The organism is Aliidongia dinghuensis, from assembly GCF_014643535.1.
GTDB lineage: Bacteria > Pseudomonadota > Alphaproteobacteria > ATCC43930 > CGMCC-115725 > Aliidongia > Aliidongia dinghuensis.
This window is the reverse complement of sequence record NZ_BMJQ01000016.1, coordinates 163,309-186,417: the sequence shown is the minus strand read 5'-3', so window position 1 is coordinate 186,417 and position 23,109 is coordinate 163,309. Positions and strand designations below refer to the sequence as shown.

Sequence of the window (23,109 nt, the reverse complement as noted above, 5' to 3'; positions counted from 1 at the left end):
TCGATCCGGCCCTAGGCCTGCTTCGCCTCGATCACGCTGCGGCGGATGGCGCGGGCGCGGGTGAAGCGCTCGAACAGGAAGTCGCCTTCGCCCCAGCGGATCGCCCGCTGCAACGCGAACAGATCCTCGGTCAGGCGCTGCAGCATCTCCAGCACCGCCTCGCGGTTGTTGAGGAAGATGTCGCGCCACATGGTCGGGTCCGACGCCGCAATGCGCGTGAAGTCGCGGAAGCCGCTCGCCGAGAATTTCACGACCTCGGACTTGATGTCCTCCTCCAGATCGACGGCGGTGCCGACGATCGTGTAGGCGATCAGGTGCGGCAGGTGCGAGGTGATGGCCAGCACCTTGTCGTGATGCTCCGCATCCATCTCGACCACGTCGCTGCCGATCGCGTGCCACAGCGCATTCACCGCGGCGACCGCGGCCCGGTCGGTCCCAGGAGCGGGCGTCAGGATGCACCAGCGGCCTTCGAACAGGCTCGCGAAGCCGGCGCCCGGGCCCGACCGCTCAGTGCCGGCGATCGGATGTCCCGGCACCAGATGGACGTGCGGCGGCAGGGCTGGCGCCAGGTCTTCCAGCACCAGCTGCTTCACTGAGCCCACATCGCTGACGATGCAGCCGGGCTTGAGCAGCGGTGCGATGGCGCGGCCAAGCTCGGCGTAGGTTGAAACCGGCGTCGCCAGCACGACGAGGTCGGCGTCGGCCACGCCGGCGGCGAGATCGCCGGTCACTTCATCGGCGAGCTTGAGGAGCGCGATCTCGTCGCGCGACGGCGCGTCCCGGTCGATCGCGACCAGCGTGCCGGCAAGGCCATGCTGCTTGATCGCCCGGCCGAGCGACGAGCCGATGAGGCCGAACCCGATGATCGCGACGCGGCGAAAGAGGGCGTTGCTCACGACTTGCCGAGGAACTGGCTGAGCGCGTCCACCACCGCCTTCATCTCGTCGCCCGTGCCGATGGTGATCCGGAGCGCGTTCGGCAGGCCGTAGCTCCCCATCTTGCGGGTAAGCATGCCGCGCGACTTCAAGTAATCCCAGGCCGCGTCGGCGCTGTGCCCGGTCGTCTCTGGGAACTGGGCCAGCACGAAGTTGCCGACGCTGGGCGTGAGCTTCAGGCCGAGCCGCGTCAGCCCCTCGCTGGTCCAGGGCAGCCATTTGTCGTTGTGGGCACGGCTTGCCTCGGCGAACTCGACGTCCTCGAGCGCCGCCACCGCGGCGGCCTGGCCGGCGGCGTTGACGTTGAACGGGTTGCGCAGACGGTTCAGCACATCGGCGATATTGTCCGGGCAGTAGGCCCAGCCGACGCGCATGCCGCCCAGCGCATAGATCTTGGAGAAAGTCCGGGTCATGACCGTGTTGGTCGAGCGCCGGACGAGCTCGATGCCCGGCTCGTAATCATGCTGGCCGACATATTCGGCATAGGCAGCGTCGATCACCAGCACGACATGGGACGGCAGGCCCGCGTGCAGCCGCGCCATCTCGGCCGCGGAGAGATAGGTGCCCGTCGGGTTGTTCGGGTTGGCGACGAACACGAGCTTCGTGCGCTCGGTGACGGCGGCCAGCAGCGCATCGACGTTGGTCGTGAGGTTCGTCTCGGGTGCCGTCACCGGCGTCGCGCCGACGCCCATGGCGGCGATCGGGTACATGAGGAAGCCGTGCTGGCTATAGAGCACCTCGTCGCCGGGACCGGCATAGGCGCGGGTCAAGAGCGTTATGAGCTCGTCCGAGCCGCCGCTGCACACGATCCGCTCCGCCTCGAGCCCGAAGCGGCCGGCAAGCGCCGCCCTGAGCGCCGCTGAGCCGCCGTCCGGATAGCGGTGGATCTCGCCCGACAGTGCCTTGTAAGCCTCGATCGCCTTCGGGCTCGGCCCGAGCGCGCCCTCGTTGGACGCGAGGCGGATGACGCGGTTGACGCCAGCGACCTTGGACTCGCCGCCGACATAAGGGGCGATGTCGAGAACGCCGGGGCGCGCGACGGGCTGGCGGGATTCGGGGGACGGCGTCTCTGTGCTGGTCACGGGAAAGAGCCTCTTTGAACGAAGTTTCAGGCGCGGGGCGTGGTCACGAACGGTTCGGCATAGCCGCCCAGATGGAACAGCCGGTCGATCGGCTCGCCCAGCTGCGCCGACAGGTCCGCAAGGCGCGCATCGTCGGGCGCCACGGCGCCGCGCAGTTCGGCCAGCGCCAGCGAAAGCCCGTCGCTGGCCCAGGCAGCCAGCAGATCGCACTGAAAGCCGGCAGCGCTCAAGCATGATTGCAGCCGCGCGCGGCTGATCTGTGCCGGTACCTCGACGACGATGAAGGTGCGGTCGCAGCTCGCGGGCTCGACCGCCTGGCAGGCGATCGCGACCGCGTCGCGCCCGGTGCGTGCGTTGCCGCGGCCGGCGAAGGGCAGGCGGCCGATGATGCGCGGGGCGCCGGCGTCGCGCGACATCAGCTGCCGCCACCACGGATCGGCCTCGTCCTCCGTCGGCATGGGCAACACGCCGATCGTGGCCGAGCGCTCGCTGACCGCGCGGATCACTTGGCTGATCGTGCTGTACGGTGTCATCGGCACCTGGCTGCCGTAATGGTCGCGCGCGGCATCCCAGGCGCCGGGCTGATCGTCGGGCACATGGACCGCGACGGCGATCGGCTGCTGCAGCGCGGTGATCGCGGTGATGATCTCGCGCCAGATGCGATGGACGGCGCCCAGCGGGAACGGCCCGCGATGGCGGCCGGCCAGGCGCCGGAAGATCGCGGCTTCGCGGGCGGGCTGGATCACCGGCGTGCCGTTGCGGCTCTTGCGGCTGCGGATCTCCTCGACCAGGCTCGTCCGCTCGATCAAAAGATCGTGCAGCTGATCGTCGATCTGGTCGATCTTCTGTCGCAAACTGTCGAGGCTTGTCTCTGAATCCATGATCGGGAAATCAAGCAATCACTGTTCCAACGAAAAAATGCGTGCGTTTCCCGGGCCGGAAATCGGGAGGGTCCCGCATGTTGCGCTCGGCCGGGCCCGAGCGACAACCCGAATCGCGCCGGGCGCCGTCGCGTCGCGCCGAGGGCGCGGCCGCGCATTAAGCATTTGACATCTCCCGAGGCGCGACCGAGATACCATCTGCTAAAACCGAACCCGCCCGCGCCGCTTCCGCGTTGAGCCGGCGCCGCACTTGTCCCAGAGATGAGTTTGTCCGAGACGATCCATCGAGCGAACGAAGCTGCCGCAGGCAAGATCCTGGTCGTCGACGTCCCGCTGACCCTCGAATCCGGTGCGGTGCTGGCGTCCTATCGGATCGCCTATCAGACCTACGGGCGGCTCAACGCCGACAAGTCGAACGCGATCCTCGTCTGCCACGCGTTGACCGGCGATCAGTTCGTGGCCGACACCCACCCGATCACCGGCAAGCCCGGCTGGTGGACGACGCTCATCGGTCCCGGCCTTCTGATCGACACGGACCGCTATTTCGTCATCTGCTCGAACGTGCTGGGCGGCTGCCTCGGCACGACCGGGCCCAAGGAGGCCAACCCTGCGACCGGGCAGCCCTGGGGGCTCGACTTCCCGGTCATCACGATCGGCGACATGGTCCAGGCCCAGGTGGCGCTCATTGATCACCTGGGCATCGACCAGCTGTTCTGCGCGATCGGCGGCTCGATGGGCGGCATGCAGGTGCTGAAATGGGCGACGGCTCATCCGGACCGGGTGTTCGCAGCCGTGCCGATCGCGACTGCATCGCGCCATTCGGCGCAGAACATCGCGTTCCACGAGGTCGGCCGCCAGGCGATCATGGCCGACCCGGACTGGTGCGGCGGCAGCTATTTCCTGCACGACAAGCGGCCCGAGCGGGGCTTGGCCGTCGCGCGCATGGCGGCGCACATCACCTATCTTTCCGAACTGGCGCTGCATCGCAAGTTCGGCCGCAACCTGCAGGACCGCAACGCCATCTCCTACGGCTTCGAGGCGGACTTCCAGGTCGAAAGCTACCTCAGGCACCAGGGGGCGAGCTTCGTCGAGCGGTTCGACGCGAACTCCTATCTCTACATCACGCGCGCCACCGACTATTTCGACCTCGCGGCCGAATACGGCGGGCAGCTGGCCGAGGCGTTCCGCGGCGGCAACGTGCGCTATTGCGTGATCTCGTTTACGAGCGACTGGCTCTATCCGACCTCTGAGAGCCGGGTCATCGTCCATGCGCTGAACGCGGTCGCCGGCAATGTCAGCTTCGTCGAGATCGAGACCGACGCCGGCCACGACGCCTTCCTCTTGGACGAGCCGGAATTCTTCGCGACCCTGAAGGGCTTCATCGAGGGCTGTGCCCGCCACCGGGGGCTTTCGTGATCGGTTCCAACGGGCTGCGTCGCGACCTTCGCCTCATCGCCGACATGGTGGCGCCCGGCAGCCGGGTGCTCGACATCGGCTGCGCCGACGGCGCGCTCTTGGCCCATCTCGCGGCGGAGAAGGGCGTCGACGGACGGGGCATGGAGCTGAGCCAGGCGGGCGTCAATGCCTGCGTGCGCTCCGGCCTCTCGGTCATCCAGGGCGATGCGGACAACGACCTCGCGACATATCCGGCCGGGGCCTTCGATTATGTCGTCCTGAGCCAGACGCTCCAGGCGACCCGCCAGCCGCGCCAGGTGCTGGAGCGGCTGACCCGCATCGGCCGGCGCGCGATCGTCTCGGTGCCGAACTTCGGCTATTGGCGGGTGCGGCTTGGCCTGCTCGTCACCGGGCGCATGCCGCACAGCTCGCTCCTGGACCACAGCTGGTACGACACGCCCAATATCCATCTCTGCACGATCCGCGACTTCCTGACGCTCGCGGCGGAACTGGGGCTTGTCGTCGAGCAGGCCCAGATGCTCGACCGCGAGGGCCAGCCCTGGCGGCTCAAGGCCGAGAGCGAGGCCGCCAACTGGCTGGCGGAGCAGGGCGTGTTTCTGCTGAGGCGGGCGGGCTGATCTCTCCCGTCATTCCCGCGCAGGCGGGAATCCAGTCCCTTACGCGCGGTGGCGCGGATATTGAGTCATGTCGCCGCTGACGCGGCTCTCGCTGGATTCCCGCCTGCGCGGGAATGACGATTTATTTGCGAGATTTAGTCCGATCCCGGTACCTTGAACGCTGGCGTCGCTGAGAGATACGGCTTCAGGTCTGCCCACGGCACCAGCACCTCGTGCTCGCCCGCGACATAGGGGCCGACGCTCGTGGGCGCGAAATAGAGGCCGAGCCCGTCCGGGTGGATCAGCCAGTTCGCCGGATCCGCGACGATCGTCTCGAGCTCGCCTGGCCCGGAAATCGACAAGGTCCAGCCGCCGCTGGTCGCTTGGTTTCCCAGCGTTTCGAATGCGCGCGTGGCGAGGAAGCCGCTCCATGTCGTGCCACTCTGGAACAGGTCGGCCGGCCGTAGGCCGCGCTCCGCGGTCGGCAGGTAGGTGAAGGACACCTGCTGGCTGAGGCCGTGGGCCGCACCACGGGGGTATGTGGCGACGGCGAAGGCGACGGCCGCCAGGTCCGAAGCCAGGTAGGTCGGCCGGTAGTCGACGATCGCGGCGGTGTCCGGATCCTCGGGCAGCAGGGCGGCCGCAGCCTGGCGCGCTGCGGCCTCGAACTGGTCCGTCCAAGGGGTGTTCGGCTGGTCGAGCCGCGGGAAGGCCCGGACGATGCTGGTCTTCGCGTCCTTTGCGCTCTGTAGCCGGAACCGCTCGACCGGGACCAACACGCCGCCCGCGGCCTGGTCGGCGAACTTGGTCGCGCTGCTGACGCCCTGATGGTAGGCCGCAGCGAGGCAGGCGCTATCTGTCGGCTGGCACAGTTCCTCGATATAGGCGCGCCGGTCGTGCTCGTCGCGGTGCACCTGCGCCTGGCCCGCCGCACTCGCGGCTGACGCGAGCTTGTCGTAGGCAGCCGCCAGATCCTGGTTGAGCTGACGCAGGTTGGGATCGGCGCAGATCGCCGTGTCGTGCGCACCCTTGGCTTTGGTGCAGTCGATGGCGGCAGCGCCAACCGGGGCGGAGAACGAGACGGCGGCGAGGAGGGCACCGGCGAAGGGAAGCGCGATCCGCATCGGTTTCCTGGCAGACATCAGATCGAGGTGGCGGCGGGCTTGTAGACCAGGTGCCGGCGCTGCCGGGTGTCGGGCTTGCTCTTGGCGTAGATCTGCTTCGTCGCCTCGACCATCGCGACGCCGGCGAAGGAGGTGAACCAGCGCTCGCCGATATTCTCCCAGGCGCCGGCGGCGGACAGCACCATACGCGAGGCGGAGGGCGGGATATAGAGGGCGGCAGAGCTCTGCACGGGCGTGAACGCCATCTCGCGCAGGAGACGCGATAGCTGCGCCTGGGTGAAGGGGTGGCCCGCGCCGAACGGCGTACGGTCGAGCCGGGCCCAGATGCCGCGCCGGTTCGGCACGACGATCAGGACGCGGCCGCCGCCGGCGAGCACGCGCCAGACCTCGGCCAGCATCGGTCGGAGCTCCTCGCTGCATTCGAGCGCGTGGATCAGCAGGATCCGGTCGATGGACGCGTCCTGCAGCGGCAGCTCGCCCTCGTCGCACAGTGCCGTCACGTTCTTCTCGCCGCGCGGCCATTGCAGCACGCCCTGGGCGGCCGGCATCAAGGCTGCGACCCGCTCGGCCTCGTCATGGAACGGCCGGAGATAGGGTGTCGCGTAGCCCAGCCCCAGCACCCGCATGCCGGTCACGTCCGGCCAGATCATGCGGATGCGGCGACGGATCATGCGCCGGGCGACCTGGCCCAGGCTCGACTGATAGAAATCGCGGAGATCGACGACGTCGGAATACATTGCGCCGGACTTTAGCACGAAAAGCCGCTCGTGAAGGCTTGGCGCACGCAGGGCAGGGCCCCTATGGTGTCGGCGTTCGACGCGACGACCTTTGGTGCGAAGTCGTTTGATGCGAAGCCGTTTAATGCGACGGGGAGACACGCGATGGCGCTCGAGATCCGGCTGGTGCCGCTCTTGTCCGACAACTACGGCTATCTGCTGCACGATCCTGCGACCGGCGACACGGCGGTCGTCGATCCGTCGGAAGCAGCACCTGTGCTGGCCGTGCTCGAGGCCGAGGGCTGGCGCCTCGGCCATATCCTCAATACCCATCACCATCCGGACCATATCGGCGGCAATGCGGCGCTCAAGGCCGCGACCGGCGCTGTCATCGCGGCACCGCGCGCCGACCTGCACCGCATCCCGGACGTCGACGTGCCGCTCGCCGAGGGCGACCGCTATCGGGTCGGCGGCAGCGAGGCACAGGTCTTCGCCGTGCCGGGCCACACGTCGGGCCATATCGCGCTCTGGTTCGAGGCGGACGAGGCCCTGTTCTCCGGCGACACGCTGTTCTCGCTCGGCTGCGGCAAGCTGTTCGAGGGCACGCCCGAGGAAATGTGGCGCTCGCTCGGCAAGCTCAAAGCCCTGCCGGACGCGACGCGGGTCTATTGCGGCCACGAATATACCCAATCGAATGCGCGCTTCGCCCGCACGATCGAGCCGAACAACGCGGCGCTCGAGGCGCGCGCGGCCGAGGTGACGGCGCTCCGCGCCGCCGGCAAGCCGACCATCCCGACAGTGCTCGGCGTCGAGAAGGCGACGAACCCGTTCCTGCGCGCCGACGTGCCGGCGGTGCAGGCGGCGATGGGCCTCGCCGGCCGGCCCGCGGCCGACGTGTTTGCCGCGGTCCGCCGCGCCAAGGACAATTTCTGATAACCGGAGCCAAGGGGGGCACCCTTCATGAAGCTGCTTTATTCCGCCGCCTCGCCCTATGTCCGCAAGGTCATGGTCGTGGCGCACGAGACCGGGCTTGCAGGCAAGATCGAACTGGTGCCCAGCACCGTGGCGCCGACGCTCGTCAATTCCGACGTCGCGGCCAAGAACCCGCTGGTCAAGGTGCCGACCCTGGTGCTCGATGACGGGACGGGCCTGTTCGATTCCCGCGTCATCGCGGAGTATCTCGACAGTCTGCACGGCGGTCACCGGCTGTTCCCGGCAGAGGGGCCGGCGCGCTGGACGGCGCTCCGCCGGCAGGCGACGGCCGACGGCCTGCTCGATGCGGCATTGCTCGTCCGCTACGAGCACAATCTCCGGCCGGAACCGCAGCGCTGGGCCGCCTGGAGCGAGGGCCAATTCCGCAAGATCCGCCAGGCGCTGGCCGCTCTTGCCGCGGAGCGCCTCGGCGGTTCGCTCACGATCGGCGAGATCGCGGCCGGCTGCGCGCTGGGCTATCTCGACTTCCGCTTCCCCGAGGAGGATTGGCGTTCGGCCCATCCGACGCTCGCCGCCTGGTACGCGGACGTGGCCGAGCGCCCGTCGTTCGTCGCGACCGTCCCGAAGGCATGACGACAGCGCACGACATTATCCGCGCCCTCGGCATGCAGCCGCATCCCGAGGGCGGGCACTATGTCGAGACCTACCGCGCGCCCGCCTTATCCGGCGAGCGCGCGGCGGTGACGGCGATCTATTTCGTGCTGCAGGCGGGCGAACAATCCCATTGGCACCGGATCGACGCGACCGAAATCTGGCTCTGGCACGCGGGGGCGCCGCTGGCGCTTACCGTATCGGAGAACGGCCATGACGCCTGGGGCGTGCATCTGGGCGCCGATCTCGCGAATGGGCTCAAGCCCCAGGCGATCGTGCCGCCCCATGCCTGGCAATGCGCCGTCAGCCTCGGTGCCTGGACGCTCGTCAGCTGCGCCGTCTCGCCCGGCTTCGAATTCGCCCATTTCGAGCTGGCGCCGCCGGACTGGAAACCGTCGCCGCGGCCGTCCCGCAGCTAACGAAAATGCGGAACGAAGCGCCCTCCGGGTCGGTTCTCTTGGTGTCGCCCCCAAGCCCCGTTCAGAGGCAAGCGACTTTGCGGGAGAGAGCGAAATGACCAAGGTTCTCGATTGCGGCTCGGTGTTCCCGGGCTGCGACTATCAGGTCCATGGACCGACCGACGCGGAAGTGATCGTGAAGGAGCTCGATCACGCTCATGACGCTCACGAGATCGGGCCGGTCTCCGAAGCCCTGCGTGAGCGCATCCGCGCCGCGATCCGGGAGGAGAAGCCGGCGCGCGCCGGCTGACCGCCCCGGCTGATCACTCAGGAGAGGGAGCCCTGCATGGCACGGCTCCCTTCCATGCCGGCCGCTCCTGTGGCCGCCGCTTGCGTTCCCCCGCCTCATGGCCTATACCCTCCGCCTCCATCCCGGTGGTACGGCCGCGCATTTATGCGCCGCAGGGCATGCCTGCCACCGCATCGCAACCTTGGTCAAAGGAACTGAAAAGTGCCCAAGCTCAAGACCAAATCCGGCGCGAAGAAGCGGTTCAGCCGCACCGCGACCGGCAAGATCAAGATGAACGTGGCGCACAAGCGTCACCGCCTGATCTCCAAGCCGCAGAAGATGAAGCGCAAGGCCCGTGGCACCGTCACGCTCCAGAAGGGCGATTCGACGTTGGTCAAGTGGTACATGCCGTATCTGAGGGGTTGAGAACATGGCACGCGTCAAGCGGGGCGTGATCACCCACGCCCGTCACAAGAAGATCCTCGACCTCGCCAAGGGCTATCGCGGCCGGGGCAGCAAGGCCTATCGCGTCGCGATCGAGAAGGTCGAGAAGGGCCTGCAGTATGCCTACCGCGACCGGCGCGCCAAGAAGCGCTCGTTCCGCGGCCTGTGGATCCAGCGCATCAACGCCGGCGTCCGCCAGCATGGCCTGACCTATTCGCAGTTCATGAACGGCATCAAGCTGGCCGGCATCGAGCTCGATCGCAAGATCATCTCGGACCTCGCCATCACCCAGCCGAACGCGTTCAAGTCGCTGGTCGAGACCGCCCAGAAGGCGCTCGGCGAGAAGGCCAAGGCCGCGGCCGAGTAAGCATCGCCATGACGATCGCTCGGCTCGCCGCTCGATTTAGCACCGGGACCCGCTGACGGCCCCGTCGGTCGAGTTGCATGCGCGCTCTTCCGCCCGATCATCGGGCGGCCCGCGCCCAAGCGAACGATCCGCACCAGTACCAGGGCCGAAGATCCGATCTTCGGCCCTTTCTTTTTGTCCTCTTTGACCATCCCGAGGGAAAGCGATGGACGCGTTGGAAGCCTTGCGCACCCGCCTGCTGGCGGAGATCGCTCGCGCAGACAGCCCGGCGGCACTCGAGCAAGTCCGCGTCGCGGCCTTGGGCCGCAAGGGCGAGATCACCGGCCTGATGAAGGATCTGGGCGGCCTCGACGCAGAGGCGCGCAAGACTGCGGGCCAGGCCTTGAACCGCCTGAAGGATGAGATCGCCGCTGCGCTCGACGCCGCGCAGACCCATCTGGCCGAGGCTGAGCTGGAGCGGCGCTTGGCCTCCGAGCGGCTCGACGTGACCCTGCCGGTCGCCCATGAGACCGCGGGCCGCATCCATCCGATCAGCCAGACGATCGACGAGCTGACCGCGATCTTCGGCGCCATGGGTTTCAGCGTCGAGGAAGGTCCGCACATCGAGGACGATTTCTACAACTTCGAGGCGCTCAACATCCCGGCCGACCATCCGGCGCGGCAGGAGCACGACACGTTCTATCTGGCCGACAAGCCGGACGGCACGCGCAAGGTGCTGCGGACCCACACCTCCCCGGTGCAGATCCGCACCATGCTGCGCGACAAGGACAAGCTCGCCGAGGGTCACCCGATCCGCATCATCTGCCCGGGCCGCACCTTCCGCTTCGATCACGATGCGACCCATTCGCCGATGTTCCATCAGGTCGAAGGGCTGGTGATCGACGAGACGACCCACATGGGGCACTTGAAGGGCTGCCTTACCGAATTCCTGCGCGCGTTCTTCGACATCGACGACCTGCCGCTCCGCTTCCGGCCGAGCTATTTCCCATTCGTCGAGCCGGGCGCCGAGGTCGACATCGGCTGCAAGCGCTCGGGCGGCGAGCTGAAGCTCGGCAACTATGGCGACTGGCTCGAGATTCTGGGCTGCGGCATGGTCCATCCGAAGGTGCTGGCGAATTGCGGCATCGATCCGACCCGCTACCAGGGCTTCGCCTTCGGCATGGGCATCGAGCGCATCGCGATGCTGAAGTACGGCATCCCCGATCTCCGCACCTTCTATGAGTCGGACCTGCGCTGGCTCCGCCACTATGGTTTCCTGCCCTTGGAACGACCGAGCCTGACGGGAGGGCTCAGCCGATGAAGACCACGCTTTCCTGGTTGAAGCAGCATCTCGAGACCGATGCGGACCTCGCGACCCTGACCCGGACGCTCACCATGTTCGGGCTCGAGGTCGACAATATCGAGGACCGGGGAGCCGCACTGGCGCCGTTCAAGGTCGCCTACGTCGTCTCGGCCGAGCAGCATCCGAACGCGGACAAGCTCAAGCTTTGCAAGGTCGATACCGGATCCGAAACGATCCAGGTCGTCTGCGGCGCGCCCAATGCGCGGGCGGGCTTGAAAGTCGTGTTCGCGCCCTCGGGCTCGACCATTCCCCGGACCGGCCTGGTGCTGAAGCCCAGCGAGATCCGCGGCGTCAAATCCAACGGCATGATGTGCTCGGCCTATGAGATGGGCCTGAGCGAGGATCACGAGGGCATCATCGAGCTGCCGGCCGAAGCACCCGTCGGCGAGCCGTTCGCGGCCGTGCTCGGGCTCGACGATCCGCTGCTCGACATCAAGATCACGCCGAACCGGGCCGACTGCCTGGGCGTGCGTGGCATCGCCCGCGATCTCGCGGCGGCCGGCCTCGGTACGCTGAAGCCGCTTGCGGTCGAGAAGATCCCCGGCCGTTTCCCGAGCCCGGTCAAGATCCATATCGCCGGGGAGGCGCTGAAGGACTGCCCGATGTTCGTCGGCCGCGTCATCCGTGGCGTCAGGAACGGGCCGAGCCCGGCCTGGCTGCAGGAGCGGCTGACTTCGATCGGCCTCCGCCCGATCTCGGCGCTGGTCGACATCACCAACTACATGACGTTCGACGTCAACCGGCCGCTGCACGTGTTCGACGTGGCGAAGGTCAAGGGCGACCTGACCGTGCATCCGGCCAAGGGCGGCGAGACGCTCCTGGCCTTGAACGGCAAGGAATACGCGCTCGAGCCCGGCATGGTCGCCATCTCGGACGCGAGCGGCGTCGTCAGCCTCGGCGGCGTCATGGGCGGCGAGACGACCGGCTGCGACGAGGGCACGGTCGACGTGCTGATCGAGGCGGCGCTGTTCGATCCGACCCGTACGGCCGAGACCGGCCGTCGCCTCAGCGTGCAGTCGGACGCGCGCTATCGCTTCGAGCGCGGCGTCGATCCGGCCTTCGTGCGCGACGGCATCGAGATCGCGACCAAGCTCGTGCTGGAGCTGTGCGGCGGCGAGCCGGGCGAGGTCACGGTGACCGGCGCCGAGCCGCATTGGCAGCGGACCGTGACGCTCCGGCCGGAGCGGGTCGAGACGCTGGGCGCCGTTACCGTGCCGGACCAGGACATCGCGCGGATCCTGAGCCATCTCGGCTGTTCCGTCGCCAAGGCTAGCGACCATTTCGCCGTGTCGCTGCCGTCGTGGCGCGCCGACATCGAGGGCGAGGCCGACCTGGTCGAGGAGGTGCTGCGTCTCCACGGCTATGACCATATTCCGGCCGTGCCGCTTCGCCCGGTCGGCGCCTTGCCGGGCCAGGCGGTCGACGCGAACCAGCGCCGCGCCGGCCTTGTCCGGCGCACGCTTGCCGAACGCGGCCTCCACGAGGCGGTGACCTATTCCTTCATGTCGAGCGCGCTCTTCGGCATCGGCAATGCCGGGCTGTTCGGTACGGCGGACGCGTCGCTCGCGGTCGCGAACCCGATCTCGAGCGACCTCGACGTCATGCGGCCGTCGATCCTGCCGAACCTGCTGACCGCGGCGCAGCGCAATGCCGACCGCGGCTATGGCGACGCGGCGCTGTTCGAGCTGGGCCCGCAATATCGCGACGACACGCCGGAGGGCCAGGCACTGGTTGCGGCCGGCATCCGCCATGGCCGGACGGCGAGGAAGCTGTGGCGGAACGCGGGCGCCCCGGTCGATGCGTTCGACGCCAAGGCCGATGCGCTGGCCGCCCTCGCCGCGGCGGGAGCCCCGGTCGAGAACCTGCAGGTCACAGCCGATCCGCCGGGTTGGTACCATCCGGGCCGCGGCGGCTCGATCCGCTTGGGTCCGAAGACAGTGCTCGCCCATTTCGGCGAGATCCACCCGCGCCTGGTGACGGCGCTCGGTCTCAAGGGGCCGGCGGTGGGATTCGAGGTCTACCTGGACGCGGTGCCGCCGGTGAAGGCGCAGAAGGGGCGGCCGCTCCTGAAGCTCTCGCCGTTCCAGCCGATCGAGCGCGACTTTGCCTTCCTGGTCGACCAGACCGTGCCGGCTGAGGCGGTGCTGCGCGCGGCGCGCGGCGCCGACAAGAAGCTGGTGACGGAGGTGCGCCTGTTCGACGTCTACACCGGACAGGGCGTGCCGGAGGGTAAGAAGTCGCTGGCGCTCACCGTCACGCTGCAGCCGGTCGAGGCGACCTTGACCGACGAGGCGATCGAGGCGGTGTCGAAGACGATCGTGGCGCAGGTGACCAAGCTGACCGGCGCGGTGCTCCGCGGCTGACGGCCCGAGAGGATCCCGCGCCTCTTGCAACGGGCGCGGGAACACTCTTCACGATTACTATATCAGTTCGTTAATTTTCTCGCGTTATGTCGATCTCCGAGAGCGTGCGAGCGACGCGCGCCAACGGATGGAGCGACATGAACCGAGGGATTCATTTTCGCGTCGGCAGTCTGCTGACAGCAGCGTTCGTCGCATTATGCGCGATTCTGGTGATCGTGCTGGGGTTGCGCGTCGTGACGGCCGTCCGGGAGACGGCCGCAGCCGGGCGGCTGGTCACCTTGGCCGAAGCCGATCGGACGGTGTTCGGCGCCATGCAGGTGCTGCGCGTCACACGCGGCGACACGCAGACCGCCCTTCTCAATCTCGATGACCCGAAGCCGAAGCTGAAGGAAATCAGGGAGAACCAGACCGCTCAGTTCAAGGCCGCCGTCGCGGTCCTGCCGCGCATCGGTGGCGCCGGTCTCGACCGGCTGACGGCCGAGCTGCAGCAGCGCTGGAGTGCGGCGGGCCAAGAGTGGGACCAGCTCGAGGCCTATGCCGCGAAGCCCAAGGCCGAGCGCGACATCAAAGCGACGGATGCCTGGTACAAATCCGTGGGCGCGGTGATCGACAGCTTGAACGACGCGTCGCTGGGCGTTGCTGGTGAGGCGAGGATCGCCGATCCGGCGATCGGCGAACTGGTCGGTGCACGCCAGACCGCCTGGGCGATCCGCGATCCCGTCGGCTCGGAGTGCTCTGCTGCCCGCGGTGCCGTCGCGGGTGGCAAGAAACTGTCTGTCCAGGGGCGCTCGACCGTCGATCGGCTGCGCGGCAACGATGAGGCCGGCTGGAACACGCTCAAGGGCCTGACGGTGCGCCCGGGCCTGTCCGACGCTTTGCGCAAAGCCATCACGGATGCGGAGGCGGCGACGAATACCTCCATGGCAGAGCGAGACGCCGTCTACCAGAAGCTCGACGACAGCGGCACCGCGCCGGTCTCGCCGACGCAATGGACGGCGCTCTGCAACGCACCGTTCGGGGCCATTCTCAAGATCGCGTTCACCGCGCTCGATCTGATGCAGCGGCGGGCCGAGGATGAGCGTGCGGCGGCGTGGCTCAGCCTGTCGATCTCGGGTGCTGCGCTGTTTCTGGCGCTGGCCGGCGCTGCTTTCGTGCTGCGGCTGATCCGCCGGCGCGTCGTCACCCCGGTGCGGGAGCTCAGTACCGCGATCGGGCACCTGTCCCGGCGCGACTATGCGCAGCCGGTGCCTCAGGTCGGCCAGCAGGATGAGTTCGCCGAAATGGCGGCGACGCTCGAGGCCCTGCGCCAGGGGGCGCTCGATGCCGACCGTTTGGCGACGGAGCGCCTCAAGGCGCAGGAGGCGGATCTTGTCCGGGCGACTCAGCTCGGCACGTTGTGCCGCGGCTTCGAGGCGTCGGCCCGCCGCGCGCTCGACACCGTTGGTCAGGCGACCCAGCGGATGACCAGGGCGGCCGAGGCCATGACCGGCCTCGCCGACGATGCAAACCGGCGGACCGAGGATATTGCCCGGGCGGTCGAGCAGGCGGCCGACAGCATCAATGCCGTCGCCGGAGCGGCCGAGGAGATGCGCGCATCGCTGGCCGAAGTGTCGGACAAGGTCGCGCAATCCTCGAGCCTCACGGCCCGCGCCGTCGCCGATGCCGAGGCGACTGACCGCGAGGTGGCACGCCTGTCCGATGCGGCCGCGGAAATCGGGCAGGTGGTGGGCGTGATCAGCGCCATTGCGTCACAGACCAATCTCCTGGCCTTGAACGCGACGATCGAGGCGGCCAGGGCGGGGGAAGCCGGCAAGGGCTTCGCCGTGGTGGCGAGCGAGGTGAAATCGCTGGCCGCCCAGACCGGGGCTGCGACCGAGCAGATCACGCGCCAGGTCGCGGCGATCCAGGGCGCCACGGAGACGGCCGTACGAGCGATCGGCGGCATCCGCACGCGCATCCAGGAGGTCGACGGGCTTACCGGTGCCATCACGGAGGCGGTGCAAGGCCAGGTGAGCGCCATGAACCAGGTCGCGCGCGACGCCCAGGAAGTGGCGACCGCGACGGGGCAGGTGTCGGGCCAGCTGGGCGAGGTCCGCGCCTCGGCGGCAGAAACCGGGACGGCGGCGGGCCAGGTGCGCGAGACGGCGGCCGATCTCGGCCAGCAGTCGACGGCCCTCAGCCGCGAGGTCGAGCAGTTCATCGCCGGCGTCCAGGCGGCCTAGGCTGCTGCTAGGCCGCCTGCCGCTTTGCGCGCAGGCGGCCGATCGGCAGCGAGGAGATGGCGAGGCCGCTCATGATGAGCGCCATGCCGGCGAGCCGGCCGGGGCCGAAGCTTTCGTGGAACACGAGGGCGGCCGACACGGCGCCGAAGATCGGCACCAGCAGCGAGAAGGGCACGACGGTCGAGGCGGCATAGAGTGAGAGCAGCCGGCCCCAGACGCCGAAGCCCAGGAGCGTCGAGAAGACGACGATATAGAACAGCGCACCGAATCCCAGCCAGCCGGCATGGGTGAGGGCGGCCGCGATGCGCTCCGGCCCTTCGAAGCCGAGCGAGAGCGCCAGCGTCGGCGCGATTGGCACCAGGCTCAGCCAGACGATCAGGTTCAGCATCTTGACCGGCCGGCCGTCCGCCGGCTTCGGCATGCGTTTCAGCAGCAGGTTGCCGGCGGCCCAGCTGAGCGCGCTCAGGATGGTGAGACCAAGGCCGAGCGTGCTCACGTCGCCGCCAACGGTCGAGCCGATCGCAGCGAGGCCGGCGAGCGCCACGGCCGCGCCAGCGATCTGTCGGGGCTGCGGCCGCTCGCCCAGCACCAGGATGGCCAGCAGCATGGTGAAGCAAGCCTGGATCTGCAGCGTGATCGACGCCAGGCCGGGCGGCATGCCGTGGCTCATGGCGACGAACAGCAGGACATATTGGCCGACGAACAGGGCGAGCCCGGTCAGGATCATGTGGCGCCACGGCACTGCCGGCCGCTCCAGCACCAGGGCCGGGAGGGCCGCGAACGCGAAGCGCAGCGCCGTCAGCAGCAGCGGCGGAAAGCTGCCGAGGCCGGCCTTGATGACGACGAAGTTGAAGCCCCAGACCGCCGTGATGGCGATCGCCCAGAGGAGATGTACCGGCCGCATGCCCAAAGTCCGACGCCGTCTTCGACCGGGCGATGGTCGCGGCGCGGGCGGCGCGTCACAAGGCCCGCGCCCGCATTACAGCCCCGCGCTGGTCAGGCGGCTAGGCCCACCTTGAGATGTGGCGGCGGCGAAAATCTCGCGCGTCGGTCGGAGGCGACGGGGCAGGACGTGCTGGCAAAGCTCCGTTTCTTTGCATGGCATGGCGCCTTCGCTAAGCTGGCCCGGGGCCGGGAAGCGGCCTTGGATCAACCGGATAGCGATCCCGCATGTGCGAACTTCTGGGCATGAGCGCCAACGTGCCGACCGACATCTGCTTCAGCTTCGCCGGCCTGGTGCGGCGCGGCGGCGGCACCGGGCCGCACGGCGACGGCTGGGGCATCGCGTTCTATGACGGCAAGGCGTGCCGCACCTTCCACGACCCGCAGGCGAGCGCCGATTCCGAGATCGCCCGCTTCGTGCGGGCCTATCCGATCAAGAGCCGCATCGCGATCAGCCACATCCGGCGCGCCAACCGCGGCCGCGTCTCGCTCGAGAACACCCACCCCTTCACCCGAGAGCTCTGGGGCCGCAGCTGGACCTTCGCGCACAATGGTCAGCTGAAGGGCGTCAAGCAACGGCCGCTCGCCCATTACCGGCCGATCGGCACGACTGACAGCGAGCACGCGTTCTGCTGGATGCTGGATCAGCTCCGGACCATCTGGCGCGAGGCACCGCCGCAGGCGGCCCTCGATCGCGCGATCCGCGACCTCTCGCGCGAGCTAGCGACGCTCGGCGTGTTCAACCTGCTCTTGAGCGACAGCCGCTCGCTCTATTGCCATTGCAGCACGCGCCTCGCCCTCCTGACCCGGCGTGCGCCGTTCGGCCAGGCGACGCTGATCGACGACGACATCAAGGTCGATTTCGCCACGGAGACCACGCCCAACGACGTCGTGACCGTGGTTGCGACCCGGCCGCTCACCTCCGACGAACAATGGACCGAGCTCGGCCACGGCGCGTTCCTGGCGCTGCGCGGTGGCGAAGTGGTCGGCTGAAGCGCCCAATCCCGAGAACGGCCCCCAAAACCCATCCGCCGCCCGGGCGGGGTGCTTCGGGCGGCGGACATAGGCTTTCTTGGATTTGACGACCCGCGGTCGGTATTTCGGCGACCGCAGGTCCCGGGCGATCGCGTTTTTCTTCGCGGCCATGGCGGACTCCTCTCGGTCGGGGATCGACGAACGGGCTTATACTGCAACGGCGTGCATGGCGCCATGCCGGCCGAGCGCTTTTGTTGCGCCGCATCCCGGCTGGCCCTATGGTCGCGGCCAATTCCTGGAACAGCGGCGCCCCATGACCGACCTCTCGCATATCCGCAATTTCTCGATCGTCGCCCATATCGACCATGGCAAGTCCACCCTTGCCGACCGGCTGATCCAATATTGCGGAGGCCTCGACACCCGCGAGATGCGCGAGCAGGTGCTCGACAGCATGGATATCGAGCGCGAGCGCGGCATCACCATCAAGGCCCAGACCGTTCGCCTGCAATATAAGGCGGACGACGGCCAGACCTATACGCTCAATCTGATGGATACGCCGGGCCATGTCGACTTCGCCTATGAGGTGAGCCGGTCGCTTGCCGCCTGCGAGGGCTCGCTGCTGGTGGTCGATGCGAGCCAGGGTGTCGAAGCCCAGACGCTCGCCAACGTCTACCAGGCGCTCGACGCCGGCCACGAGATCGTGCCGATCCTGAACAAGATCGACCTGCCCGCGGCCGAGCCGGAGCGCATCAAGCAGCAGATCGAGGACGTGATCGGCCTCGACGCGTCCGACGCAGTCGAGATCTCGGCCAAGACCGGGCTCAACATCAAGGGTGTGCTCGAAGCGCTCGTCACCCGCCTGCCGGCACCGACCGGCGACGAGACGGCACCGCTGAAGGCGCTGCTGGTCGACAGCTGGTACGACGCGTACCTGGGCGTCATGATCCTGGTGCGCATCCGCGACGGCGTGCTGAAGACCGGCATGAAGATCCGCATGATGAATTCGGGCGCACTCCATACCGTCGAGCGCGTCGGGTACTTCACGCCCAAGGCGGTGCTGACCGGCGAGCTCAATCCGGGCGAAGTCGGCTTCATCACCGCCAGCATCAAGTCGGTCGCCGACACCAACGTCGGCGACACGATCACCGAGGAGCGCCGCCCTGCCGCGGAGGCGCTGCCGGGCTTCAAGCCGTCCGTGCCGGTCGTGTTCTGCGGCCTGTTCCCGGTCGATGCCGCCGACTATGAGCATTTGCGCGACAGCATCGCCAAGCTCAGGCTCAACGACGCGAGCTTCGCGGCCGAGGCCGAGACCTCGGCGGCGCTGGGCTTCGGCTTCCGCGTCGGCTGCCTCGGGCTCCTGCACCTGGAGATCATCCAGGAGCGGCTCGAGCGCGAATTCAATCTCGACCTGATCACGACCGCGCCCAGCGTCGTCTATCACGTGTATCTGACCAACGGCGAGATGATGGAGCTGCATAATCCCGTCGACATGCCGGATCCGGTCAAGATCGACCATATCGAGGAACCTTGGATCAAGGCCACGATCATGGTGCCGGACGAGTATCTGGGCACGATCCTGGCGCTCTGCACCGAACGGCGCGGCATTCAGGTCGACCTGACCTACGCCGGCAACCGCGCGATGCTGGTCTATAAGCTGCCGCTGAACGAGGTCGTGTTCGACTTCTACGACCGGCTGAAATCCGTGAGCCGCGGTTACGCGAGCTTCGATTACCAGATCGACCATTACGAGGAAGGCGACCTCGTGGTCATGAACATCCTGGTCAACCACGAGCCGGTCGACGCGCTCGGCACCATCGTCCATCGCAGCCAGGCGGATTATCGCGGTCGGGCGCTGGTGGCGCGGCTGAAAGACTTGATCCCGCCGCAGCTGTTCCAGATCGCGATCCAGGCGGCGATCGGTGCCCGCATCATCGCGCGCGAGACTGTGCGCGCCATGCGCAAGGACGTGCTCGCCAAGTGCTACGGCGGCGACATCAGCCGCAAGCGCAAGCTTCTGGAAAAGCAGAAGGAAGGCAAGAAGCGCATGCGGCAGTTCGGCAAGGTCGAGATCCCGCAGTCGGCCTTCCTGGCCGCGCTCAAGATGGACGACCACTAAGGTCGCCCGCCATGCGATCCGGGACGCGGTGACAACCGATGCGCCGGGTCGCGATCGTCATTTTTCCCGGAGTCCAGGCGCTCGACGTCGCGGGGCCGCTCGACGCCTTCGCCGAGGCGAACCGCTTCACGGGCGAGGGGCGGGGCTATGACGTGACCCTGCTCGGCACCGTCGCGGGCCCGTTCCGCGCGTCCAACGGCATGCTGATGAGCGCCGATCGCATCCTGTCTGAGGCAGGCGATGGCCACGATCTGCTGCTGGTTGCAGGTGGCCCGCATCTGCCGACGGCCGAGCGCAATCCTGAGCTCTCCGACTGGCTCGCCGACGCCGTCCACCACGTGCCGCAGTATGGCTCGATCTGCACCGGCGCCTTCGCGCTCGGCCACGCCGGCCTGCTCGACGGGCGGCAAGTCACGACCCATTGGCAGGACGCGCCGGCGCTGGCCCGACGCTTTCCCCGGGCGCGGGTGGCCTTCGACCGGATCTATCTGCGCGACGGCCCGCTCGTGACCTCCGCCGGCGTCACGGCCGGCATCGACCTGGCCTTGGCGCTCGTCGCGGAGGATCACGGCGCCGCACTGGCGCTCGCGGTCGCCAAGCGCCTGGTCGTGGTCGCCCAGCGTCAGGGCGGCCAGTCTCAGTTCAGCCCGTTCCTCGCGGCCCCGGCCGACGAAACCTCGCCGATCGCCCGCATCCAGGCCCATGTCATGGCCCATGTCATGGAGGATTTCCCCGTGGCGAAGCTGGCGGAGATCGCCGGCATGAGCGTGCGCAACCTTGCGCGCCATTTCGTCGAGCAAGCGGACATGACGCCGGCCGAGTTCGTCGAGCGGGCGCGCCTCGACACGGCGCGCAACCTGCTCGAAGGCAGCGACCTGGCCCTCAAGGTCGTGGCCTATCGCTCAGGCTTCGGCAGCGCCGACCGCATGCGCATCGTGTTCACGAAGCGCCTGGGGGTCACGCCCGGGCAGTATCGTGCCAGCTTCCAACGGCCGGCATCCTGAGTTGGAAACTCGATTGGCAATAGCCGCTCACGACCCTGCTCGGCCGCTGGAAGCTGCCTCCAAGCGGACATCAGCCATCGCGAGCTGAGACATCAGCGCGGGACCGGCGGAGAGGCTCTTGATGCCGAATCCGCCCTGCCGACCGCCGCACGTCGCGCGGCGGTCGTGCTTGGTGGGCAGCGTCACACGGCTGCTTCAGCAGCGAGCGTCGGGTAATCGGTATAGCCCTTGGCGCTGCCGCCGAAGTAGGTGGATCTGTCCGCCACATTCATCGACGCGCCGAACTTCAGCCGAGCGGTGAAGTCCGGCGTGGCCAGGACAAGCTGCCCATAGGATTCCAGGTCAGCCATGCCCGCCCTGATATCCGCGCCGACATTCTGCAAGGCGCGGCCCGGCCGGTTGACGATCAGTGCCTGATCCCAGCTTCTACGGATGTCAGCCAGCAGGGTGTCGTCGCCGAGATGCATGAGGTGGACATAGGCCAATCCCAGTTTGTTCAGCTCGCGGACGAGATAGCGGTAGAGGTCCGGACCTTCGGGGCCCTCTTCCAGCCCGCCGAGCGTGGCGCCAGGCGACAGGCGGATACCAGTGCGTTCGGCGCCGATCTCTTCAGCGATCGCCTTGGCGACTTCGATCGCGAAGCGGGCGCGGTTCTCGATGCTACCGCCATAGGCGTCGGTCCGGACATTGGCGTTCGGAGCGAAGAACTGCTGGATCAGGTAGCCGTTGGCGCCGTGAATTTCGACCCCGTCAGCCCCGGCGTCCACGGCGCGGCGTGCCGCATGGCGGAAGTCACGGATGGTGCGGCCGATGTCCTCGAGCGTGAGGGCACGCGGCTCGGGGATGGGCTTCATCCCTTCGAGCGTGAACATCTGATCCTTGGGCGCGATCGCCGAGGGTGCCACCGCCCGAATGCGGCCTGGTGTGTTGTCGGGATGCGAGGTCCGGCCCACATGCATCAGCTGGATGAAGATGTGCGAGCCTGCTTCATGTACGGCCGAGGTGATCTGCTTCCACCCTTCGACATGCGCTTCGGTATAGATCCCGGGCGTGAAGATGTAGCCTTGCCCCTCGTCGGAGGGCTGGGTCCCCTCGGCGATGAGCAGGCCGAGGTCGGCGCGCTGGGCATAGTACTCGGCGGCCAGTGAGCCTGGCGTCCCGTCGGGGTTGGCGCGACTGCGGGTCATGGGGGCCATCGCGAGCCGATTCTTGATCTCAAGGTTTCCGACTTTGGTCGGGGTCCAGATGTCGGTCACTGGGTGCTCCTTGCGTGCTGGTCATTCGTCGCGAAGGGATCGCCCTTGCGTCTGACCGAGAAATTGGCGTTCCATAGAACAACCGATAGACCGTAGAATGGAACTGGGTGGTCCATATATGGAACACACCGATCTCGACGCGCTGGTGCATTTCATCGCCGTGGCCCGCGAGGGCGGAGTGAATGCGGCCGCCCGTGAAACGGGAACGCCGAAGGCGACGCTTTCGCGCCGCCTGCGGGAGCTTGAAGCCCATCTCGGGACCTCCCTGCTCGAACGGAGTGGGGCGGGGACGCAGCTCACCGAAGATGGACGCTCTCTCTTCGATCGCGCCGCGCCGTTGCTGGCGGATCTCGACGCGCTCTGGACAGACATGAGCGCGCGGAGCGGGCTGGTGCGGGGGCGTCTGCGCGTCAGCATCCCAGCGCTGGCGGCGCGGTATGGGATGGGAGAAATCGTCGCTCGCTTCGCGCGGACCTACCCGGCTGTCGAGTTGGAAATAGACATCGACGATCGCTTCATCGATCCAGTGAGCGAAGGCTATGACGTGGTGGTCCGGGCAAATCCCCTGCCGGACAGCAACCTCGTCGGGCGGCGGTTCCTGCGCAGCCAAAGCGTGCTGGCGAGCCCGCCAAGCATGCCCCTGCCGCGACACGCGGATGAGCGCATCGACGCGGTGGCTCTTTCGGCGACGGGCAGCCAATCCGCCTGGACCGTCCTCGGCCCCGTGGGAGAACTCACGGTGATCCCGAAAGTGATCTTGCGGTGCTCATCGATGATGCTGGTCCACGAGGCGGTTCTTGCCGGCGCCGGCGCGGCGCTGCTTCCCGCTTGGCTGATCCAGAAGGACGTGGCGGAAGGACGGCTGAAAATCTGGGGCACTGTCCCCAATCGCGACCTCGAAGCCTGGGCCCTGCACCCGGCGCGGCATTTGACGAGCCCGAAGGTCCGGGCTTTTGTTGATCTTCTGGTCGATCACTTCCGGAGATTGGAAACGAGCTGAATACGCCGGCCGGCTGGCCGAAAACGACGGGCGTTTGGCCCGATCCGGCGGTCCCGG

Annotated in this window: 22 protein-coding genes; 15 read left to right on the top strand and 7 right to left on the bottom strand. The window is 67.8% G+C overall.

What is annotated here, in order from left to right; translation table 11 throughout:
• Window positions 1-11 precede the first annotated feature (11 nt).
• The 3 genes from IEY58_RS26665 to pheA are packed head-to-tail and all read right to left on the bottom strand — an operon-like array spanning window position 12 to window position 2,898.
• On the bottom strand, window positions 12-896 hold the full coding sequence (locus IEY58_RS26665; RefSeq protein WP_189051204.1) for a prephenate/arogenate dehydrogenase family protein: 885 nt from the start codon (window positions 894-896) through the stop codon (window positions 12-14).
• Window positions 893-2,017, bottom strand: a complete 1,125-nt coding sequence (gene hisC / locus IEY58_RS26660; protein ID WP_189051203.1) for a histidinol-phosphate transaminase — start codon at window positions 2,015-2,017, stop codon at window positions 893-895. Before hisC ends, IEY58_RS26665 begins: the two co-directional genes overlap by 4 nt.
• Before the next feature lie 26 nt (window positions 2,018-2,043).
• Window positions 2,044-2,898: a chorismate mutase gene (gene pheA / locus IEY58_RS26655; protein ID WP_229743968.1), complete on the bottom strand. Its 855-nt coding sequence runs from the start codon at window positions 2,896-2,898 to the stop codon at window positions 2,044-2,046.
• Between the two features lie 261 nt (window positions 2,899-3,159).
• On the opposite strand from pheA, the gene metX reads away from it, so the two are divergent.
• Window positions 3,160-4,314 (top strand): homoserine O-acetyltransferase MetX, encoded by a 1,155-nt coding sequence (metX, locus tag IEY58_RS26650; RefSeq protein WP_189051202.1) that lies wholly within the window; start codon window positions 3,160-3,162, stop codon window positions 4,312-4,314.
• A 44-nt stretch (window positions 4,315-4,358) separates the two neighbouring features.
• Entirely contained in the window at window positions 4,359-4,931 is a 573-nt protein-coding gene (gene metW, locus IEY58_RS26645; protein WP_189051218.1) for a methionine biosynthesis protein MetW, read from the top strand.
• A gap of 134 nt (window positions 4,932-5,065) precedes the next feature.
• Here the strand turns inward: metW and IEY58_RS26640 are convergent, their stop codons facing one another.
• Together IEY58_RS26640 and IEY58_RS26635 are read right to left on the bottom strand one after the other, a co-directional pair.
• The gene (locus IEY58_RS26640) at window positions 5,066-6,034 is read right to left on the bottom strand and encodes a DUF3298 domain-containing protein (RefSeq protein ID WP_189051201.1); all 969 of its coding nucleotides are present in this window, start codon (window positions 6,032-6,034) and stop codon (window positions 5,066-5,068) included.
• A gap of 17 nt (window positions 6,035-6,051) precedes the next feature.
• A complete protein-coding gene (locus IEY58_RS26635) occupies window positions 6,052-6,771 on the bottom strand; it encodes a class I SAM-dependent methyltransferase (protein ID WP_189051200.1) in 720 nt (239 codons plus the stop codon).
• 144 nt (window positions 6,772-6,915) lie between these two features.
• Here IEY58_RS26635 and gloB point away from each other — a divergent pair, with 144 nt between their 5' ends.
• The 9 genes from gloB to IEY58_RS26590 all read left to right on the top strand — a co-directional run bounded on the left by gloB (window position 6,916) and on the right by IEY58_RS26590 (window position 15,759).
• Entirely contained in the window at window positions 6,916-7,683 is a 768-nt protein-coding gene (gloB, locus tag IEY58_RS26630) for a hydroxyacylglutathione hydrolase (RefSeq protein WP_189051199.1), read from the top strand.
• 27 nt (window positions 7,684-7,710) lie between these two features.
• Complete coding sequence (locus IEY58_RS26625) at window positions 7,711-8,316, top strand: glutathione S-transferase (protein WP_189051198.1); 606 nt, start codon at window positions 7,711-7,713, stop codon at window positions 8,314-8,316.
• Window positions 8,313-8,753, top strand: coding sequence for a cupin domain-containing protein (locus IEY58_RS26620; RefSeq protein WP_189051197.1), 441 nt, complete (start codon window positions 8,313-8,315; stop codon window positions 8,751-8,753). Before IEY58_RS26625 ends, IEY58_RS26620 begins: the two co-directional genes overlap by 4 nt.
• A 94-nt stretch (window positions 8,754-8,847) precedes the next feature.
• Window positions 8,848-9,042, top strand: a complete 195-nt coding sequence (locus IEY58_RS26615) for a DUF1059 domain-containing protein (protein WP_189051196.1) — start codon at window positions 8,848-8,850, stop codon at window positions 9,040-9,042.
• Window positions 9,043-9,243: 201 nt separating this feature from the next.
• Window positions 9,244-9,447 carry a 50S ribosomal protein L35 gene (gene rpmI, locus IEY58_RS26610; RefSeq protein ID WP_189051195.1) on the top strand — a complete coding sequence of 68 codons (204 nt, stop codon included), beginning with the start codon at window positions 9,244-9,246 and terminating at the stop codon, window positions 9,445-9,447.
• A 4-nt stretch (window positions 9,448-9,451) separates the two neighbouring features.
• A complete protein-coding gene (rplT, locus tag IEY58_RS26605) occupies window positions 9,452-9,832 on the top strand; it encodes a 50S ribosomal protein L20 (protein WP_189051194.1) in 381 nt (126 codons plus the stop codon).
• 205 nt (window positions 9,833-10,037) lie between these two features.
• The gene (gene pheS / locus IEY58_RS26600) at window positions 10,038-11,132 is read left to right on the top strand and encodes a phenylalanine--tRNA ligase subunit alpha (protein WP_189051193.1); all 1,095 of its coding nucleotides are present in this window, start codon (window positions 10,038-10,040) and stop codon (window positions 11,130-11,132) included.
• Window positions 11,129-13,537, top strand: coding sequence for a phenylalanine--tRNA ligase subunit beta (gene pheT, locus IEY58_RS26595; RefSeq protein ID WP_189051192.1), 2,409 nt, complete (start codon window positions 11,129-11,131; stop codon window positions 13,535-13,537). The genes pheS and pheT overlap by 4 nt, the downstream gene beginning before the upstream one ends.
• A 137-nt stretch (window positions 13,538-13,674) precedes the next feature.
• Window positions 13,675-15,759 carry a methyl-accepting chemotaxis protein gene (locus IEY58_RS26590; RefSeq protein ID WP_189051191.1) on the top strand — a complete coding sequence of 695 codons (2,085 nt, stop codon included), beginning with the start codon at window positions 13,675-13,677 and terminating at the stop codon, window positions 15,757-15,759.
• Between the two features lie 7 nt (window positions 15,760-15,766).
• Here IEY58_RS26590 and IEY58_RS26585 read toward each other — a convergent pair whose 3' ends face one another.
• Window positions 15,767-16,663, bottom strand: a complete 897-nt coding sequence (locus tag IEY58_RS26585; protein ID WP_189051190.1) for an EamA family transporter — start codon at window positions 16,661-16,663, stop codon at window positions 15,767-15,769.
• 266 nt (window positions 16,664-16,929) lie between these two features.
• Here IEY58_RS26585 and IEY58_RS26580 point away from each other — a divergent pair, with 266 nt between their 5' ends.
• The 3 genes from IEY58_RS26580 to IEY58_RS26570 all read left to right on the top strand — a co-directional run bounded on the left by IEY58_RS26580 (window position 16,930) and on the right by IEY58_RS26570 (window position 20,796).
• Entirely contained in the window at window positions 16,930-17,694 is a 765-nt protein-coding gene (locus IEY58_RS26580) for a class II glutamine amidotransferase (protein WP_189051189.1), read from the top strand.
• Between the two features lie 295 nt (window positions 17,695-17,989).
• On the top strand, window positions 17,990-19,792 hold the full coding sequence (lepA, locus tag IEY58_RS26575) for a translation elongation factor 4 (RefSeq protein WP_189051188.1): 1,803 nt from the start codon (window positions 17,990-17,992) through the stop codon (window positions 19,790-19,792).
• 38 nt (window positions 19,793-19,830) lie between these two features.
• Entirely contained in the window at window positions 19,831-20,796 is a 966-nt protein-coding gene (locus IEY58_RS26570; protein WP_189051187.1) for a GlxA family transcriptional regulator, read from the top strand.
• A 182-nt stretch (window positions 20,797-20,978) separates the two neighbouring features.
• Here IEY58_RS26570 and IEY58_RS26565 read toward each other — a convergent pair whose 3' ends face one another.
• Entirely contained in the window at window positions 20,979-22,052 is a 1,074-nt protein-coding gene (locus IEY58_RS26565; protein WP_189051186.1) for an alkene reductase, read from the bottom strand.
• 118 nt (window positions 22,053-22,170) lie between these two features.
• Here IEY58_RS26565 and IEY58_RS26560 point away from each other — a divergent pair, with 118 nt between their 5' ends.
• On the top strand, window positions 22,171-23,052 hold the full coding sequence (locus IEY58_RS26560; RefSeq protein WP_189051185.1) for a LysR family transcriptional regulator: 882 nt from the start codon (window positions 22,171-22,173) through the stop codon (window positions 23,050-23,052).
• Window positions 23,053-23,109 lie beyond the last annotated feature (57 nt).

Excerpts from the sequence above, each read along its gene's own strand:
- metW (WP_189051218.1), top strand. The coding sequence starts at position 4,359 with ATGGTGGCGCCCGGCAGCCGGGTGCTCGACATCGGCTGCGCCGACGGC.
- pheS (WP_189051193.1), top strand. The coding sequence starts at position 10,038 with ATGGACGCGTTGGAAGCCTTGCGCACCCGCCTGCTGGCGGAGATCGCT.
- IEY58_RS26635 (WP_189051200.1), bottom strand. The coding sequence starts at position 6,771 with ATGTATTCCGACGTCGTCGATCTCCGCGATTTCTATCAGTCGAGCCTG.
- IEY58_RS26580 (WP_189051189.1), top strand. The coding sequence starts at position 16,930 with ATGTGCGAACTTCTGGGCATGAGCGCCAACGTGCCGACCGACATCTGC.
- IEY58_RS26615 (WP_189051196.1), top strand. The coding sequence starts at position 8,848 with ATGACCAAGGTTCTCGATTGCGGCTCGGTGTTCCCGGGCTGCGACTAT.
- IEY58_RS26625 (WP_189051198.1), top strand. The coding sequence starts at position 7,711 with ATGAAGCTGCTTTATTCCGCCGCCTCGCCCTATGTCCGCAAGGTCATG.
- rplT (WP_189051194.1), top strand. The coding sequence starts at position 9,452 with ATGGCACGCGTCAAGCGGGGCGTGATCACCCACGCCCGTCACAAGAAG.
- pheA (WP_229743968.1), bottom strand. The coding sequence starts at position 2,898 with ATGGATTCAGAGACAAGCCTCGACAGTTTGCGACAGAAGATCGACCAG.
- IEY58_RS26560 (WP_189051185.1), top strand. The coding sequence starts at position 22,171 with ATGGAACACACCGATCTCGACGCGCTGGTGCATTTCATCGCCGTGGCC.
- gloB (WP_189051199.1), top strand. The coding sequence starts at position 6,916 with ATGGCGCTCGAGATCCGGCTGGTGCCGCTCTTGTCCGACAACTACGGC.
- metX (WP_189051202.1), top strand. The coding sequence starts at position 3,160 with ATGAGTTTGTCCGAGACGATCCATCGAGCGAACGAAGCTGCCGCAGGC.
- lepA (WP_189051188.1), top strand. The coding sequence starts at position 17,990 with ATGACCGACCTCTCGCATATCCGCAATTTCTCGATCGTCGCCCATATC.
- IEY58_RS26585 (WP_189051190.1), bottom strand. The coding sequence starts at position 16,663 with ATGCGGCCGGTACATCTCCTCTGGGCGATCGCCATCACGGCGGTCTGG.
- IEY58_RS26590 (WP_189051191.1), top strand. The coding sequence starts at position 13,675 with ATGAACCGAGGGATTCATTTTCGCGTCGGCAGTCTGCTGACAGCAGCG.
- pheT (WP_189051192.1), top strand. The coding sequence starts at position 11,129 with ATGAAGACCACGCTTTCCTGGTTGAAGCAGCATCTCGAGACCGATGCG.
- IEY58_RS26620 (WP_189051197.1), top strand. The coding sequence starts at position 8,313 with ATGACGACAGCGCACGACATTATCCGCGCCCTCGGCATGCAGCCGCAT.
- IEY58_RS26570 (WP_189051187.1), top strand. The coding sequence starts at position 19,831 with ATGCGCCGGGTCGCGATCGTCATTTTTCCCGGAGTCCAGGCGCTCGAC.
- IEY58_RS26640 (WP_189051201.1), bottom strand. The coding sequence starts at position 6,034 with ATGCGGATCGCGCTTCCCTTCGCCGGTGCCCTCCTCGCCGCCGTCTCG.